Below are 16,683 nucleotides of genomic sequence, written 5' to 3'. Positions count from 1 at the left end.
ATCAAATTTGGAGAACGATGCAAACTAAAACTCTAATAGCAAAAAATACAATTGACACAGTTTAATGAACATTACCCTGAAAGAATTAAGCCCCTTCCTTTTCGAACAACAATACGATATGCTCTAAACGGCATCATTAAGCATCCTCCCAATCGAAATCAGCAATTGGGAATCTTACTGCTTCGTATCCTTGTGTTCGGGTATTACAGCTTAATCGTTTCTCCATCAATTTACAAAACTTCATAAAACATGAGCCTAAGAAAACCCATTTTATTCTAGTTTTAAAGAACTGACACCGTTTAATGAACACAACCAGCTAGCTGACTAGCTGAGCATCTGAAAACCGGCTGTCAACTTTAACCGTTAAGAACGCAGAGGCTTGAAAAGGTTAAAGAATCAAGGAGAAAGGTTAAAGTAGGAAGCCAATAGACCTTATTCTCATTGAACCATGCGCTGGTGGTTGGACTGCCTTCTCTTCTCGAAGGGAAGGTGTCCCGGGAACCGGGACGGATGGGTTAAGAAACAGGCAGAAGATCACGAAGACATGAACGTACGAAGTCACGAACGTGTGAACTCATGCGCAATCTGAAAATCTGACTATCAATTTTTAATGACTATCAATGACAAGTTTCAATTTTAACCACAGAGCGATACAGAGCAAAAAACAATGACACCGAATAACTGAAAACTGATAACCGATAACAGTCCTTTTAACCGCAAAGATGCAAAGGAAACGCAAAGAAAGAATACACGAACCCACAAAGACAAGCCTCTTATGTACTCATGAACTGTCATGAAACTGACAAAAAAATCCCCAGCCGGTTGATTCGACTGAGGATTTCAATATGCATCAATAATTTATTCGCTACTGCTGCTGGTCTCTGTTCCGGGCTTAGCCTTTAGCCAGCGAGAACAGGAACTCGAGGCCTCCTTCGGGCTTGTTACGGACCGAGATTTCGCCCTTATGCAGCTGCACCGCATTTTTCACAATAGACAAGCCCAGGCCGGTTCCCCCGTTTTCGCGGGTGCGGCCCTCATCGGCCCGGTAAAAACGCTCAAAAATACGTGCCAGGTGTTCCTCCGGAATTCCTTTTCCGGTATCGGAATAACTCAGGTAATAGAATTTCTCATCTTCGAGGTACTGCTTAATTTGAATGCGCGTATTTTCGCCGGCATAGTTGATGGAGTTCTCAATAAAATTCTGGAAAATGGAGGACAACAGACTGTCGTTTCCATAAACTTTTACCTCATCGCTCACGGCCACCTGCACCAGCATGTTACGCTCGTTCAGGCGCGACTCCAGGTTCTCAATCACATCGTTAATCAACGGACGCAGGTGCGTGTATTTAAATTCAAACAAGTCGCCGGCATCTTCAATGTTGTTGAGCAAGGAAATGTCGTTCAGCAAATCATTCAGGCGTTCGCTCTGGCTAAAAGCCCGCTCAATAAAGTACTCCAGCTTTTCCTTGGGCAGGTTCTTATTATTCAGAATGGTTTCCAGGTAGCCTTTAACCGAAGCCAGCGGCGTTTTCAGCTCATGCGCAATGTTGGAGGTCAGCTGCTGTTTCAGCAAACGGCGTTTCTCCGGCTTGGTAATATCGCTGATCAACACCTCGAAGCTCTTATCCGGAAAGACGATGCTTTGCACCCGGAAATACTTTTCGTTGCGCGAAATGGTAATCGAAAACTGAGGCAGGTCTTTGGGGTTAATCACGATATCACTTTCCAGGTATTTATCGATTTGATAAACCAGCGGTTTGAAATCTTCAATATCAAAAAGCATCTCGGCCGAAATCGACGAGCGGTCTGAAACCAGGTTGATGTATTGAATGAAATGGCTGTTCGCCAATATTTTTTCTTTGTTGGGAAGAAAGAAGGCAATCCCTTCGTTCAGGGCATTCAGGTGATTAAACAGTCGTTCCTTCTCGGCAGTCAGGTCTTCCTTGGCTTGCCTCAGGTCGTTGTAGATGTGCACAATTTGCCGGCGGATATCGCCAAACTCCGAGTCGGCAAAAGTCAGGCTCGGGTCAATATTTTCGTTGCGTCCGGCGCGGACGGCAAAGTCACGCAGCTTGTTCACAAACTCACCCAGGCGATTGGTAACCAGCGACAGTAAGCCCCACATAATGACAAACAGGGCAATCATGAAGAAGATAAACACCCGCTCGGTCTTCAGAAAATTCTTAATTTCAATGTTGTATTCCACCGCACAGCGCACAAAATAGCCGTTGTAGTAGCGCGCAAAATAGTAGAAGTCCTGCCCGGTGGTTTCCGAGTGGCGGATGTTGCTACCGGTTTCGGAGTAGAGCGCCTTTTGCACTTCCGGACGCGAGAGGTGGTTCTCCATCTGGCTGTAGTCCGACACATAGCTATCGTACAACACATCGCCCTTGGTATCGATCACCGTCACCCGGGTATTGCTTTCCGGAATCAGGTAACGAAGGGTGTCCAAACGGGCAAAATCCTGCTCCTCCATCACATCGTAATGCTTGATATACCGGCTGGTAAAGCCCGCAATGTTATCCAGCGTATTCTCCAGCTGATCGGTCCGGTAGCGTTTTTCGCGGTTAAACTGAAAGGCCAGAATCGCGATCATGAAAAAAGAAAATGCAGCAAAAAAGTAGATGAAAATCCGCTGCTTGTATGTTCTACGTTGAAGTCCCACAGTATCTGTTTTTAAAAGTTTTAGTAATGATTCATGAACCCACTCATGAGGTGTGCGGCCTAATGGCCGTTTCCATCCCTCGGGTGAAGGTTCTCGCTTTATTTAAGAATCAAAGCAATAGCCATAGCCCGAACGCCCTTTAATCACGGTGCCATAGTCTTTTATTTTTTTCCGCAAGCGGGCAATATTCACATCCACATTGCGCTCGGTAACAATTACATCATCACTCCAAATCCGGTCCAGGATTTCCTGTCGCGAGATAAACTTGCCCCGGTTTTTCATCAACATCGCCAGAATCTCAAATTCCTTGCGGGTCAGTTTTATCGGTTCTCCATCCAGCGAGGTCATTTTTCGGCTAATATCCAGCTGCAGCCCTTGGTATTCGAGCACGGAGGAAGCCTGTGCGGTCATTTTTCCGCGCTTCAGAATGGCCTTAATCCGCACCACCACTTCCTTGATGGAGAATGGCTTGACAATGTAGTCGTCGCCTCCCACGTTGAACCCTGTCAGCAAATCGTTTTCCGAGCCCTTGGCCGTCAGAAAAATGATGGGAATGTCCAAGGCTTTCTCTTTCCGAAGCAAATCCGCCATTTTATAGCCCGACATGCCGCCCATCATCACATCCAGCAAAATCAGGTGGTAATTTTCCAGCGGCAGCGCTAACGCTTCTTCAGCCGATGCAGCCACGTCAATTTCAAAACCTTCACTGGATAAATTGAACTGAAGAATTTCGCGCAGGTCCTTTTCGTCATCAACAACCAATATTTTAGGGGTAGTATTCATGGGGCTATTTCTCCAATTTATGATGACGGATATCTTTTCCTTCGATGGAATAAATGGCTGCCTCGGCAATGTTGGTAGCGTGATCAGCAATCCGTTCAATGTTCGACATCATTTCTTTAATGGTCACAATGCTCATCAGCAGGTGCTTGTTGCTTTCTGCCGTTTCGGTTTTAGCCAGAATCTTTTTCAGCAACTTATGGTTGATTTCTTCAAAAACCACATCATTCTTAATGGTCCAAACCGCAAATTCCCGGTCGTCATTCAAATAGGACAGCAAGGATTTCCGAACCATTTTAATGCTCTGAATGGTCATGGTTGACAAAACTTCCAGCAAACGTTCGTAAATTTCCGGTGTTTTAATCTTATCAATGAAATTGGTGACATTCAGCACAATATCGCCAATCCGCTCCAGACTCAGAATGATCCGGTAACAAGCCATAATCCAGCGTAAATCAGAAGCTACCGGCTTATACAACACAATGGCATTCACAATTTTTTCGCTCAGTTTGACTTCCCGTTTATCAATGTCCTTTTCATTCCGGGTAATCTTTTTCAGCAGCTCTTCCGGCACCTCTATTTCTCCCGAAATAATAATCTGTTCCAGCAAATCCAGCTGTTCCAGCACCAGGTTGGCCATGGCTTCAAAATCTTCCTGGATGTGATTGATCGCGTCGTCTTTTTTTATGGTCATGATTTGAATTTATTAAATGACTGTTAACCAAATTTTCCGGTCAGGTATTCTTCGGTTCTGGGGTCGATTGGATTGGTAAACATGTTTTTGGTTTTCCCGTATTCAACCAACTCACCAAGATACATAAATAATGAATAGTCAGAGATTCGTGCCGCCTGCGACATGTTGTGTGTCACCAGCACAATGGTATAGTTTTCTTTCAGTTTGACCAGCAAATCCTCCACTTTGGAAGTGGCAATCGGGTCGAGGGCCGAAGTGGGTTCGTCCATCAAAATCACTTCCGGACTAAAAGCCAGTGCCCGCGCAATGCACAAGCGTTGCTGCTGCCCGCCCGAAAGGAAGGTTCCTTTCTTGTAAAGCGAATCTTTCACCTCATCCCAAAGGGCCACATCGCGTAAGGAACGTTCAACAATTTCATCGCGCTCCTTCTTTTTGGTTCGAATGCCATTCAGCTTGTAACCGGCAATTACGTTGTCGTAAATGCTCATGGTTGGGAAGGGGTTGGGCCGCTGAAACACCATGCCCATATGCCGCCTCAACTTGATGGGTGACATGTCGTAAATGTTACTGTCATTCAGCAATACTTCGCCCTCTGTGCTGATGTTTTCATACAGCTCGTGCATCCGGTTCAGGGCACGCAGCAAGGTACTTTTACCGCACCCCGAAGGCCCCATAATGGCAGTGACCGTGTTCTTTTTGATTTCAACCGATACGTTTTTGACTGCATAGTTTTTATCATAGGCAATCGACAAGTCGTTGATCGACAGGATCGGTTTTTTTACTTCAGCTATTGTGTTTGTCATGTTCTAATTTCTTTTGCCTGCCAGTTGTTTCGAAACGATGTTTAAAATTAAGACAATCGCCATTAAAAGCAGGGATGAGCTCCAAATCAGGTCAATCATGTTGGGGTCGTTATAAAACTCCCAGATTAGCAGCGGAATGGCGCTGGTTGGCTCAGAGATGTCCAGGTTGATGCGCGAACTGCCTAAGGCCGTTAACAAGAGCGGTGCTGTTTCACCCAAAATACGCGAAATACCCAGCAAAATACCGGTTAGTAAACCACTGAATCCGGTAGGCACCAACACCCTTAAAATGACTTTATGATACGGAACGCCCAAGGCCAGTGCGGCTTCTTTCAGCGTTTGCGGAATCATTTTCAGCGTTTCCTCGGTTGATCGTACAATCATGGGCAGCATCATAATGGCCAGCGATACGCTACCTGCCAGGGCCGAATAGCCGCTGGTAACGTGCTTCACCACCCACAAATACGAGATTAAGCCCAATACAATCGAGGGAACGCCCTGTAAGATGTCCGAAATATTACGTGTCAGGTTCGCCATCATCTTTCCCTGGTTTTCATACAGGTAAATGCCGGTTAACACCCCAACAGGGATGGCAATAACAGCTGCCAGCACCACCATCACCAGCGTACCGACAATTCCGTTGGCTATCCCCCCCGGAATCTTCTCGCCGTTGGCAACTGCGGTCATCGCTTCAAAGGTGTCCGGCGTATTCTGAATCAGAAAATCAAGACTGATCTGTCGGTAACCTTCCATCACCAGCTTGAAGATGATCAGCATGATGGGCGAAATGGTGACCAGCGATAAAATGACCACACCGATAAGTACCAGCTTGTCTTTTAACAAACGACCCGACGAGTGATCCTGATTTTTAAGTGCCTGAATTGATTCCATTTCCCAATTAGTTCATCTTTTTAATTATCAACTTACCCACAGCATTGATGATACCGGTGATCAAAAACAAGAGCAGACCAATGGCAATCAACGAACTCAACTTCAGCCCGTCGGCTTCGCCAAACTGGTTGGCAATCACACTGGCCATGGTGTTTCCGGTGTCAAAAAAGCTGGACGGAACCACATTGGTGTTTCCAATAAGCATGGTAACGGCCATGGTTTCTCCCAGTGCCCGCCCAAATGCCAGAATGTAGCCGGCAACAATCCCCGACCGGGCATTCGGAATCGTCACCGTAGAGATGACTTCGAGCCGGGTGGCCCCCAGCGAATAGGCTGCTTCCTTCAAATCGTTGGGTACCATGCTGATGATTTCATTACTGAGCGAAGTGGCATAGGGAATAATCATAATGGCCAGAATCAGGCTGGCCGTAAAAATTCCGAATCCTCGTCCGCCAAAACCCAGCTCAATCAAAGCTGGCCGCAACACATAGAAGCCCCACAATCCGTATACGATTGAAGGAATTCCCGCCAATAAATCCACGAGAATACCTAAGATGCGCGCCACACGTGTTCCCCGAAAGTATTCACCCAGAAAAAGAGAGGTGGAAAAAGACAAGGGTAAACACAGCAACAAGGCTGCAAAAGAGGTCATCAGGGTTCCAACAATGAAAGGTAAGGCACCATATTCTTCCCGTCCTTCCGTAGGGTTCCACTCACCGGAAAATATAAACTGCCAGCCAAAGGCTTTGAATGCCGGTACAGCACCACCAACCAAGGAGTAAACCATACCTGCCGCCAGCATCAGAATGAGAATGGATACGGAGAATAAAACGGCTTTGGTGATTTTATCACTGTTCATCGACTAAGAGTTTACTCCATTAATCATCGGATGATTTCAGGGTCATCCGATGACTAAACCATTTAACTATTTTAAAAGTGTTTCACCGCCATAAGTAACCCCGCGAAGGATCGCTTTGGCTTTCTGCACAGCTGCCTGCGGAAGCGGCGCATAGTTAACCCGGGCGGCCTGTCCCTGCGCTTCTTCGCCTACCAGCCAATCCAGGAATTCAACCGTAGCCTGGGCCTGTGCTTTGGAGCGGCCATCATACGACTGGTCTTTATACAGAATAATCCAGGTAAATCCGCTGATGGGGTACGAAGCCGGATCGGATGAGTTGGTCAACATCACCCGGGTGTCAGCCGGAATTTCGCCCTGTGCTGCTGCACTGATGCTTTCAATGCTTGGCAAAATGTAGGCGCCACTGCTGTTCTGCACTTTGGCTGTTTGTATTTTCTGGGCAAAGGCAAACTCAGAACCGATATAACCAATCGACCCTTCGGTTTGGCTAATGGTACCGGCAACGCCAGGATTTCCTTTAGCACCCATACCAACCGGCCATTTCAACGATTTTCCGGTTCCTACAGCATCGGCCCATTTCTGGCTCACTTTGCTCATGTAGTCGCTAAAAATATGGGTTGTACCACTACCGTCTGAACGGTGAACAAAGGTGATTTCCAGGTTTGGAAAGTTTACATCCGGGTTGTTGGCTTTTAAGGCCGGATCGTTCCAGTTGGTAATCTCACCCATGAAGATTTTCTCCAGCAGTTGATCTGAAAGCTTCAGCTCGTCCACTCCGGGCAGGTTATAAGCAATTACTACAGCTCCAATACAGGTTGGAATGTGGACTACTTCACCCGGCATTTCGCCTAATTTACCATCTTCCAGGTAGGCGTCAGTGGCTCCAAAATCCACCACTTTATCTTTCAAACTACGGATACCTCCGCCTGAACCAATACCTCCGTAAGTGACCAGCACATCGGTTGCTTTGGTGTAGTTTTTAAATACCAGGTTGTAGTATGGTAGTGGGAAGGTTGCTCCAGCGGCAGTCAGACTAACGCTTTCGTTACCTGAATCATTGGTTTTCTTACTTGAATTTTGGCATGCACTAAACAGAACAAGCGCCAAAACAAAGGATACAATTACTTTCATGACTAAAATCAATTATAGATTAGAATTTGATCTCACAATTCAAAAAGACTGATGCACTAAAATCTTTGTTGCTGTCCGCCGGGCTCCATCCCTGGAAGTTAGGCGACAGTTTTACTCCCTTAACCGGAGCAAACTCCAAACCTGCCAGGACCAGCTGACCATCCTTGCCCAGGTTCCAGTCGTTGGCGGCTCCATCCACGGTGTTGGAATAAAGCTGATCATAGCGGGCAAACACCTTAATTTTAGAGGCGGCTTTCCAGGTTCCGTAGAACGAAACACCATTTAAATCCTGGCCATCTTTAAAACCGGCATTAAACTGGTGGTTGTATTCGGCATTGACTGAAAACTTGTCGGCGGCGTAACCAATAAAGGTGGCCAGCGACGACTGGGTATTTTCTTTGGAAATAAAATCGTAGTAAACCCGTCCGGTCAGCTTTTTAGTCGGGGTAAGTGTCACCCCAAAGCCTGTACGGAAGGTGCTGTCGGCCTGTACTTTCTTGTAGCCTTCACCGTTGGCCACAATCACGTCGGCACTCAAGACATCCGAAAATTGGTAAGCCAAGCTAACTCCCAGGTCCGCGCTGGCGTTGTATTTGTGCTCATCCTGAAGCGATTTGTACAAATACCGGTAGCCCCAGGCATTTTCCTGTACTTTAAACTGGGTTGTTGCAATCATCCCGAAATTTGCCGTGAGGTTTCCGGTGTGGTATTTCAGGTAAGCGTTCTTCACGAAAGCGGTCATTTCCAGTCCGCCAACACCAGGATCGGCAACATCCAGAACGATTGCGCCAGACAATTCCTTGCTAAACTGGTGTTGGTAGCCCAGGTAAACCCGGGTCAGTTCAAAGGTGGAAGCAGATTCACCATCCGAAAATGTACTGTGATAATTACTGTAAATCCGCATAACTGGTTTTCCACTTGGTTTAAATTCATTGGTTGTTTGGGCCTGGCCCAAGGCGATCATGCTCAACATGACCATTAGTAATACGCCAATACGTTTCATATACTTAAGATTGAATTTTTCAAATTCCTTTAACAGAATTCACTGACAAATGAAGACCTAAATCATTACAGGTCCATTAATGAAATATTACAATTCGATTAAATTCGTCATTAAGGATTGGTAACACCTCTCAAGAAACACACCTATACCCCTGACAGCCTAATACTTGCAAATTGTTGCAAAAAGATTACAAATCAAACTTTTTTCGACCAACGGATTACAAAGGCTGAAATCTGCTCCTCTTCCAGACCTCCCATCAAGGAAGCTCTGCGCTTCACCCCAACACACATCTGCAGATGCAGCAACCTACACCATTCAAAAATAATAAAAGCAATAGAAGTACTTTCCAACCCGCATTCCTAAAAAAGGATAAAAAAGTATTTTATCAGGCAGCAGATTCTGTTTTGCAATCGTACCCTTAAGTAGAAGCGATTCGAAAATTTGCGCGCAAAACCTTTTCGATCGAATTAACAATTCAGTATTAACGCATTAAACATCGAATCATGAAAACAACAGACATCCAATTGAAACGCAAATCACCGATAGTGGTTTTAATCGTTCTCTTTCTCATCAGCGGACTCTTCGCCTGTAGCGATAGCAACAATGACAATACCGATATGGAGTCAACTCAAAAGATTTCTTATGCCGGAACTTTTGTCAAATCCTCTGACAACGTCACCACATCAGCAACGGGAACCGCAATGGGAACGCTCGATCCCATCACGAAAAAACTAACTTACACCATTAGCTGGTCAGGTTTAGGATCCAATGCCGTGAACATGCATTTCCACAACGATGGACCTGTTATTGTTGAAATTACAGGATTTGCAACCGCAACAGCGGGGACCGTATCAGGTACTGCAACCTTGACAAATCAACAAGTCAATGATTTAGCAGCCGGAAAGATTTACGCTCAGATCCACACTCAGGACTATCCTGCCGGCGAGGTTCTGGCTACATTGACCAAAGACAATTCTGGCTCAAATAATTCCGGAGGCGGAAGTGGGTATTAACGATAGAAGTCAAGTAAATGCAACCTGATAATTCTGACAAATGAAGAACCCAATTCTTATAGGCTTAGTTGGGCTGGTCGCTCTTTTCGGTAGCTGTGAGAATACAGCACCGGAAATAGTTCCATCGGATCCGGATCCGATGGACTGTGTTCCTCAATATCCGGAAATGGATATCACCTACACAAACTACGTCAAAGAAATTATGACTCAATACTGCATTGAATGTCATCATACAGGGAATTCGCAGGGGCCGGGAGATTTTAGTACCTACAACGGGGTTAGCCAATACCTGAGCTCTTTCAATGCCCGCGTGCTTACAAACAATGCAGATATGCCTCAGGGCAATGCTCCCCTGCCTCAGGCGATCAGGGATTCGCTCTCGATTTGGATTGCCAACTGTGCACCTCTTGATGAATAGTTGAAACAATTGTGATGAAAACAGTGCTTCTAGTTATTCTGATCCTTTCTGTTACGCTGACAGTCCAGGCACAGCTATGGTTGTCAGACAAGGTAAGCTTAAGCTTTTTCTCAGAAGCTCCTTTAGAAAACATCTATGCAATCAGTCACCAAGGAGTTTCAGCCATTGACATGGACAGTCAATCGGTTTACTTCAAGGTTGCTATCCGAACCTTTGAGTTTGAGAAGCCGTTGATGCAAGAACATTTCAATGAGAAGTACCTGGAAAGCGATCAGTATCCTTATGCCGAATTTAAAGGAAGCATCCAACAACCTGTTGATTGGCAGCAGAAAGGTATTGCTACAGTTGTCGCACATGGCCAACTAACCATCCACAATGTAACTAAAAGTTATACCGTAGAGGCTCAACTGCAAACCGATGGAAAATTTCTGGCAGCAAACGCCACCTTTCCTGTTCGTCTTAAGGATCATCACATCCGCATTCCACGATTGGTTATCAAGAATATTGCAGAAGAAGTAGAAGTAACTGTTTCGGCACGCTACCAATTATCAAATGATTAATGCCCTATGATGAAGAAAATAGAACAACCGCCATGACAAAAAGTATTTTGGAATTAAGCTCAATGCTGCCTTGTTCATTTTTCAAAGCAGCATTGACTTCTCTCCTTCAATCAATTAGTTACTGACATCCAAAATTGACAAACGAAACCACTTTGTATTATGAAGCGACTCTTCACATTTCTTTTATCCTTTTCACTAATCATTTTAGCCCAGGGGCAGGACTTAGCCCAACTCTTTCCCAATTCGGACAAAGATCAAGCTTCGTTACCGGTTCTTGGAACCTTCAATTCATCCCGAATCATCAATGGTCAGTCGAATGAAACGGTCCATAAGAATGACCTACTTTTTGTGGTAATGCACCGCTTTGGAGATATTGCCGGAAATTCAGGAGGCATTCAAACCCTTTATGGGCTGGACAACTCCACGGATATTTTGATTGGTTTTGATTACGGCATATCCGATCACTGGAGCATTGGGATCGGAAGAGCGAAGGGCTCTCCCAATGGCATCAGCACCAATCAAAGAGAGCTGGTCTACCTAAACTCAAAATTCCGGATCGTTCGTCAAAGTACAGACAACCGCATTCCTCTTTCTGTTAGTTTTTTTGGAAACAGTGTCATCTCGACCATGGAAAAATCAACTATCGCTACTTCGGATGCATCCTTTCATTCACTTGGAGACCGAATGAGTTACCTGGCTCAACTTATCGTTACCCGAAAATTCAGTCATGGTCTCTCATTAGCCATTCTTCCTACCTATATTCGACGCAACTATGTGTCTTATAGGGACGAAAACAATCTCTTTGCCCTTGGCCTTGGGACACGTGTAAAAATAAGCTCAGGCATGGCCATCATAGCTGATTACTTTATTCCTTTCAGAGGTCAAAACAGTAAAGACTATTTTCTGGAACAGAAAGATTTTCAATTCCACCATCCTCTGGGGATTGGCCTTGAAATTGAGACCGGAGGGCACGTGTTTAACGCTATTTTCACCAATTCAGCAGCAATCCTCGAAAACCAATTTATTCCTGCCACGAGCAGCTCATGGGGAAGTGGTGAATTCCGATGGGGATTTACAATTACCCGAACATTCTCGCTCGCGAGAAACGAACCATAACAAACTACGAGCGACGACTTTACTCTTTAACCAACGTGATCAATTAAAAATAATGTCTTAAATTACATCTTATGCGCCTATGACCAAAGCAAGAAGAGTTACTACTGGCATTAATTAGTCATTCTTTCCATGATAGAACAAGAATTACAGGAGTTGATCAGTGGTTGCAAAAAACAAGACCGGCAGAGTCAGAAGTTATTGTACCAAAAGCTTTACGGGTTTGCTATGAAGATTTGTCTGCGCTATGCCAATAATTACCAGGAAGCTACCGAAGTTTTAAATGATGGCTTTTTCAAAGCACTAACAAACATTGAGAAATATGACGAGAACCGACCTTTCACAACTTGGTTGAGTAAAATCATTTACCACGCTTCCATCGACTATTACCGGGCTAATCTAAAATGGACACGAATCGAGAAGCTGGAACAATCAGACGATCTTCCTAACGAGGCAACAGCTGAACGTAAACTTCGCTACGAAGACTTGCTGGCCATGGTCCAACGGCTTCCACCAACTTACCGGATGGTATTTAACTTATATGCCATTGATGGCTACTCGCATGATGAAATTGCTGAACTCATTGGAATCAGCGCCAGCACCTCCCGCTCAAACCTATACAAAGCCAGGCAAAAGCTACAACAAATGCTTGCTCACCCTCAATCCATTGTTGTTTTTTTACTTTGGAAGAGCACGATAGCCTCAACGATACAATTCCTAAACCACCCGGGATTTCATTCCAAATCGCACGAATTATGAAACCGAAGGACCTTCAAAATATCGATAAATTGTTTCGGGAAGGCTTAAACCCTGAATTTGATCCGGTTTCATTTAACTCCGATGACTGGCAAAAACTTGAAATGCGTCTCAAAAAGCATTCACTGCGAAAAAGCATTGTGTTTTGGCTTAAACCACTTGGCAGTATAGCAGCATTGCTTGTCCTGGCTCTTGGCATTTGGCAGCTTTGGCCCAGCCAGCAACAACCCGTAACAGAGCAGTTAAAGCAGGAACAAACACCAACTGAGGAAGAAGAGATACCTACTCCACCTGCTACTGAAAAGGAATTGATCGATTCACTCATTCAACCCGGGATAAACTATCCTGATTTAGTATCCCGCACTGAAACCGAGGTTCAGGAAGATCGTCCATCCACCAAAACACAAGGGTCAACAGAGCCAACAGATACCAGCGAGCTTATTTCTTATTCAGAACTTATCCAACGCGAAAGTATATTCAGAGAACTCCTCGGGGCCGAACTGCCAAGCACAAGTGAACTGGAATCAACAACTAAGGAAAAAGAAGTACCCCTCATTGGGCAAGCCACAGACAAGCCACTTCATCTTGACTCCGGTCCTAAAGACAGGCCACTTGCCTTAAGTGTCCTGGTGGCTCCTGCCTACAATGGCGTTGACAACTTGAATGATGGAAGCTTTGGAGGCGACATCGGTCTGCTCCTAAGTTGGAACTTAACGCCCAGATGGCAATTTAGCACAGGTGCCGTTTATGCCAAAAAAGTATACGAAACCGGCCTTAACAATTATAAGGTTGAAACCACCTATGCCACTCAAATGGTAAATGCCGATTGTCGGGTACTGGATATTCCTTTTAACATCCATTATGCCATCCTCACCAAAGGAAAAACCACCGTTAGCCTGGGAACCGGAATTTCATCCTATCTTATGCTCAAGGAAGACTACTATTTTGAAAACAGTAACGGCTATGGTCAAAACACAGAGGATGTCCACCTTGTAAACGAGAATCAACATTGGCTAAGCGTGCTCAACCTGCAAATGAGCGTACAGCAACAGATAAGTTCGAGAATGAGTGTCAACCTGCAACCATTTCTGAAAATTCCGACACAGGATATCGGGTATGCCAAAGTTCGTTTACAATCCTTTGGCATGGCTCTGAGCGCCAGTTGGACCCTCTAAGCACTATAAAAACAAAAGCTCATTCACAATCAGAAGAACTGGCTTTCCGTATCAGTTCAGAAAGATTTTGTTTTAAACCCCTAGCTTCGTACTCCGGAAAATTATCAACCGTTGAAGCCCTACTTGTAATTTTGAATTGTCATCCCCACCACAATCAGCCAGGCAATTTCCGACATCGCATTCAGACGGGCACAGAAATCCAAAACTATTTTTAGATTTGCATGTTTTTTTTATCCAAGTGAAATGGTAGGATAAAAGCATGATGTTCTGTTGAACCTTGCTCCTCCTTCATTGCTAACTCAATTACAATCCATTATGATTTTACGAAATGTTCTCTTTTTTATTTGCTTGCTGCTGGCAGCAAATACAACCGCTTCCAATGTTACCGGAAGGGTTATTGATTACGAGGCCAAAGAACCCATGGAATATGCCAGTGTGGCCTTGTATCAATCCGAAAACCAGGAGCTGGTAGCTGGCGGAATCACCGATGTATCGGGCAAGTTCGCTTTCACTAAAATTAAAGCCGGAAGCTACTTTGTGCAGATTCAGTTTATGGGCTATGAGAAACAAGCATCCGAAGTATTCCGGATAAGTGCCGACAAACCGGTAGCGCTGGGCGATATTGCCCTGACTCCTTCACAGGTGCTGGTTGACGAGATTGCGGTAACCGGAACCAAAATACAAGCATTTAACAAGCTCGATAAGCAATTGTATAAAGCCGACCAGTTTGAGTCTGCTCAAGGCGGTTCGGCCATCGATGTACTCAAAAATATGCCCTCCGTTTCGGTCAATGGGTTGGGTGAAATTTCCATGCGCGGCTCCTCCGGCTTTCTGCTCTTGGTTAATGGCAAGCCGGTATTGGCTGATCCGCAAAGCATGTTAAGTCAACTGCCGGCCAACACCATCGAAAATGTCGAACTGATCACCTCTCCGTCAGCCAAATACGATCCGGATGGCAAGGGTGGAATCATCAACATCACCACCAAAAAAGGAAGCAGCGACCATACCGGCTTTAGCGTCAACCTTAAAGGAGGCCTGCCCAGCACCACCACTTTTGGTAACGAAGATCAACCTGTTCGTTATGCGGCCGATGCCAGTTTCAGCTACCAAAAGGATAAGTGGGACATCACCCTAAGCGGAAATTACGCCCGCGATGACCTGGCCGGCTTTCGCGATGGCTATGTCCGGATTACCAATACGGAGAATGGCACCATCAATCATTTTCCGAGTGCCGGAGAACGCAGTTTTTACCGCTACAACTACATGGGGCGGGCATCTGTCAGCTATGCTGCCGACGAGAACAATGTGATCTCATTGGGCGTGTACAGCGGCAAACGCTACCAGGAACGCGATGCCAACATCTTTTACAAGAACTCGCAAACCGATTTGCAGGATAACTTCATCTACCATTTCAACTACTACAACCCCAACAAGCAGATCAAGCAAGGAACGTTTACCCTGGGGAACCTGGATTACACCCATACCTTTGCCAATCAATCCGACCTGACGCTTTCGGGCCTGTATGAATACGATGATTTGTATGGCAACACCCACAACTACAACCTGAGCAGACCGGGAGGCGAGGTGTTGCAATACGTCCAAAATCCGTACGAGAAACCCATTAAAGGCTACCGCCTGAAAGCCGACTACCGCCTGCCCGTGGCCAGTGGCATGCTGGAAACCGGGTACCAGTTTCGCAACGACCGCCAAGATGGGGTATTCGACTACCTGGTGACTCCCTTTGATCCGAACCAACCCGGCCTGGATCAATTTAGCGGAACAGCCGTTTCAAAAAACCGGATCAATTCGGCCTACGTCCAGTATTCGGCACAAAGAGACCGCTTGGAATATTCGGCGGGCTTGCGTTACGAGTATTCAAGCCGTACCGTTGTTTTATCGACCGATCCCAACCCACACAAGCTGAAATTGTCCAACCTGTTTCCCTCGGTCAGTGCGCTTTATGCATTAGATAACGACTGGAAAGTGAAAGCAGCTTACAGCCGTCGGATTCAGCGATCGTCCAACAACCAACTCAACCCAATTCCGGAGCGTGAGCACTCCGAAACCCTGGAAATTGGTGATCCTGACCTGCGTCCGGAGCTGATCAATTCCTTCGAACTGGGGCTGATTAAAACCTTTGACAAAGGCTCCCTGTTTACCACAGCCTACTACCGCTCAAGCAAAGATCCGGTGCAACGGGTTAACAGCGTATATGCCGACACCATCCTGAACCGGGTGTATACCAATGTTGAAAAAGCAACCGCCTTGGGCCTTGAACTGGGTGTAAATGTGCAGCCCGTCAGTTGGTGGAATTTTTACCTGGGAACCACAGTTTACAAACAGAAATACGAAGGTGACCTGGTCATTCTGGGCGAGCCGGTTCGGATTGATCCGAAAGACGACTGGGTGTATTCCATCAATGCAAACACCAACTTTACGCTGGCTCCCACCTGGAGCCTGGATGCCAATGTGAATTACCTTTCGGTGCGTCCAACAGCACAAGGCGAAGATTCCCGTTTTTTAAGCCCCAACCTCAGCCTGAAGAAGAGTTTATTCAACAATCGGATCACCGCCAGTGTGCAATGGCAAAACATTGACCTGGGCATGCATGAGAGCAACCGGCAGCGCATCACTACCTGGGGCAAAGACTTCTATACCACCACCAATTACATCTATGAAACAGATATGATTTTGGTGAACCTCAGCTTCAACCTGAACAAGAAAAACATCAACAGCAAACTCCCCAAAAGTGAGTTTGGCGAAAAAGAGTTTTAGCAGTTGTTTCAATGAAAGCCTGCCCACCTACCCCTCGTTTCCGCAAT

Annotated in this window: 15 protein-coding genes; 7 read left to right on the top strand and 8 right to left on the bottom strand. The window is 45.7% G+C overall.

Annotation, left to right across the window (positions count from 1 at the left end; translation table 11 throughout):
* Nucleotides 1-892 precede the first annotated feature (892 nt).
* From phoR to ACRD6K_RS10100, 8 genes are all read right to left on the bottom strand, one after another.
* Nucleotides 893-2,665, bottom strand: a complete 1,773-nt coding sequence (gene phoR / locus ACRD6K_RS10135; protein ID WP_430973160.1) for a sensor histidine kinase — start codon at nt 2,663-2,665, stop codon at nt 893-895.
* A 102-nt stretch (nt 2,666-2,767) separates the two neighbouring features.
* Nucleotides 2,768-3,448, bottom strand: coding sequence for a two-component system response regulator PhoB (phoB, locus tag ACRD6K_RS10130; RefSeq protein WP_430973159.1), 681 nt, complete (start codon nt 3,446-3,448; stop codon nt 2,768-2,770).
* A 4-nt stretch (nt 3,449-3,452) separates the two neighbouring features.
* The gene (locus ACRD6K_RS10125) at nt 3,453-4,139 is read right to left on the bottom strand and encodes a phosphate signaling complex PhoU family protein (protein WP_299578377.1); all 687 of its coding nucleotides are present in this window, start codon (nt 4,137-4,139) and stop codon (nt 3,453-3,455) included.
* A 23-nt stretch (nt 4,140-4,162) separates the two neighbouring features.
* Nucleotides 4,163-4,942, bottom strand: coding sequence for a phosphate ABC transporter ATP-binding protein PstB (gene pstB / locus ACRD6K_RS10120; RefSeq protein ID WP_299578378.1), 780 nt, complete (start codon nt 4,940-4,942; stop codon nt 4,163-4,165).
* A 3-nt stretch (nt 4,943-4,945) separates the two neighbouring features.
* Nucleotides 4,946-5,833 carry a phosphate ABC transporter permease PstA gene (gene pstA, locus ACRD6K_RS10115; RefSeq protein ID WP_430973158.1) on the bottom strand — a complete coding sequence of 296 codons (888 nt, stop codon included), beginning with the start codon at nt 5,831-5,833 and terminating at the stop codon, nt 4,946-4,948.
* Nucleotides 5,834-5,840: 7 nt separating this feature from the next.
* On the bottom strand, nt 5,841-6,692 hold the full coding sequence (gene pstC, locus ACRD6K_RS10110) for a phosphate ABC transporter permease subunit PstC (protein ID WP_430973157.1): 852 nt from the start codon (nt 6,690-6,692) through the stop codon (nt 5,841-5,843).
* 66 nt (nt 6,693-6,758) lie between these two features.
* Nucleotides 6,759-7,823: a phosphate ABC transporter substrate-binding protein PstS gene (pstS, locus tag ACRD6K_RS10105; RefSeq protein ID WP_430973156.1), complete on the bottom strand. Its 1,065-nt coding sequence runs from the start codon at nt 7,821-7,823 to the stop codon at nt 6,759-6,761.
* Nucleotides 7,824-7,842: 19 nt separating this feature from the next.
* Nucleotides 7,843-8,826, bottom strand: a complete 984-nt coding sequence (locus ACRD6K_RS10100) for a hypothetical protein (protein WP_430973155.1) — start codon at nt 8,824-8,826, stop codon at nt 7,843-7,845.
* A 503-nt stretch (nt 8,827-9,329) separates the two neighbouring features.
* On the opposite strand from ACRD6K_RS10100, the gene ACRD6K_RS10095 reads away from it, so the two are divergent.
* The 7 genes from ACRD6K_RS10095 (at nt 9,330) to ACRD6K_RS10065 (ending at nt 16,636) form a co-directional block, all read left to right on the top strand.
* Nucleotides 9,330-9,839, top strand: a complete 510-nt coding sequence (locus ACRD6K_RS10095; protein ID WP_430973154.1) for a CHRD domain-containing protein — start codon at nt 9,330-9,332, stop codon at nt 9,837-9,839.
* A 40-nt stretch (nt 9,840-9,879) separates the two neighbouring features.
* The gene (locus ACRD6K_RS10090) at nt 9,880-10,257 is read left to right on the top strand and encodes a hypothetical protein (RefSeq protein WP_430973153.1); all 378 of its coding nucleotides are present in this window, start codon (nt 9,880-9,882) and stop codon (nt 10,255-10,257) included.
* 14 nt (nt 10,258-10,271) lie between these two features.
* On the top strand, nt 10,272-10,817 hold the full coding sequence (locus ACRD6K_RS10085) for a YceI family protein (RefSeq protein ID WP_430973152.1): 546 nt from the start codon (nt 10,272-10,274) through the stop codon (nt 10,815-10,817).
* Nucleotides 10,818-10,976: 159 nt separating this feature from the next.
* Entirely contained in the window at nt 10,977-11,933 is a 957-nt protein-coding gene (locus ACRD6K_RS10080) for a DUF5777 family beta-barrel protein (protein WP_430973151.1), read from the top strand.
* Between the two features lie 129 nt (nt 11,934-12,062).
* On the top strand, nt 12,063-12,689 hold the full coding sequence (locus ACRD6K_RS10075; protein ID WP_430973150.1) for an RNA polymerase sigma factor: 627 nt from the start codon (nt 12,063-12,065) through the stop codon (nt 12,687-12,689).
* A complete protein-coding gene (locus tag ACRD6K_RS10070) occupies nt 12,686-13,861 on the top strand; it encodes a porin family protein (protein WP_430973149.1) in 1,176 nt (391 codons plus the stop codon). The genes ACRD6K_RS10075 and ACRD6K_RS10070 overlap by 4 nt, the downstream gene beginning before the upstream one ends.
* Nucleotides 13,862-14,176: 315 nt before the next feature.
* Nucleotides 14,177-16,636, top strand: a complete 2,460-nt coding sequence (locus ACRD6K_RS10065; protein ID WP_430973148.1) for a TonB-dependent receptor — start codon at nt 14,177-14,179, stop codon at nt 16,634-16,636.
* The last annotated feature ends 47 nt before the right edge of the window (nt 16,637-16,683 follow it).

Source organism: Sunxiuqinia rutila, from assembly GCF_050589705.1.
GTDB lineage: Bacteria > Bacteroidota > Bacteroidia > Bacteroidales > Prolixibacteraceae > Sunxiuqinia > Sunxiuqinia rutila.
The sequence above is the reverse complement of the archived record's forward strand: the minus strand, read 5'-3'. Positions and strand labels throughout refer to the sequence as shown.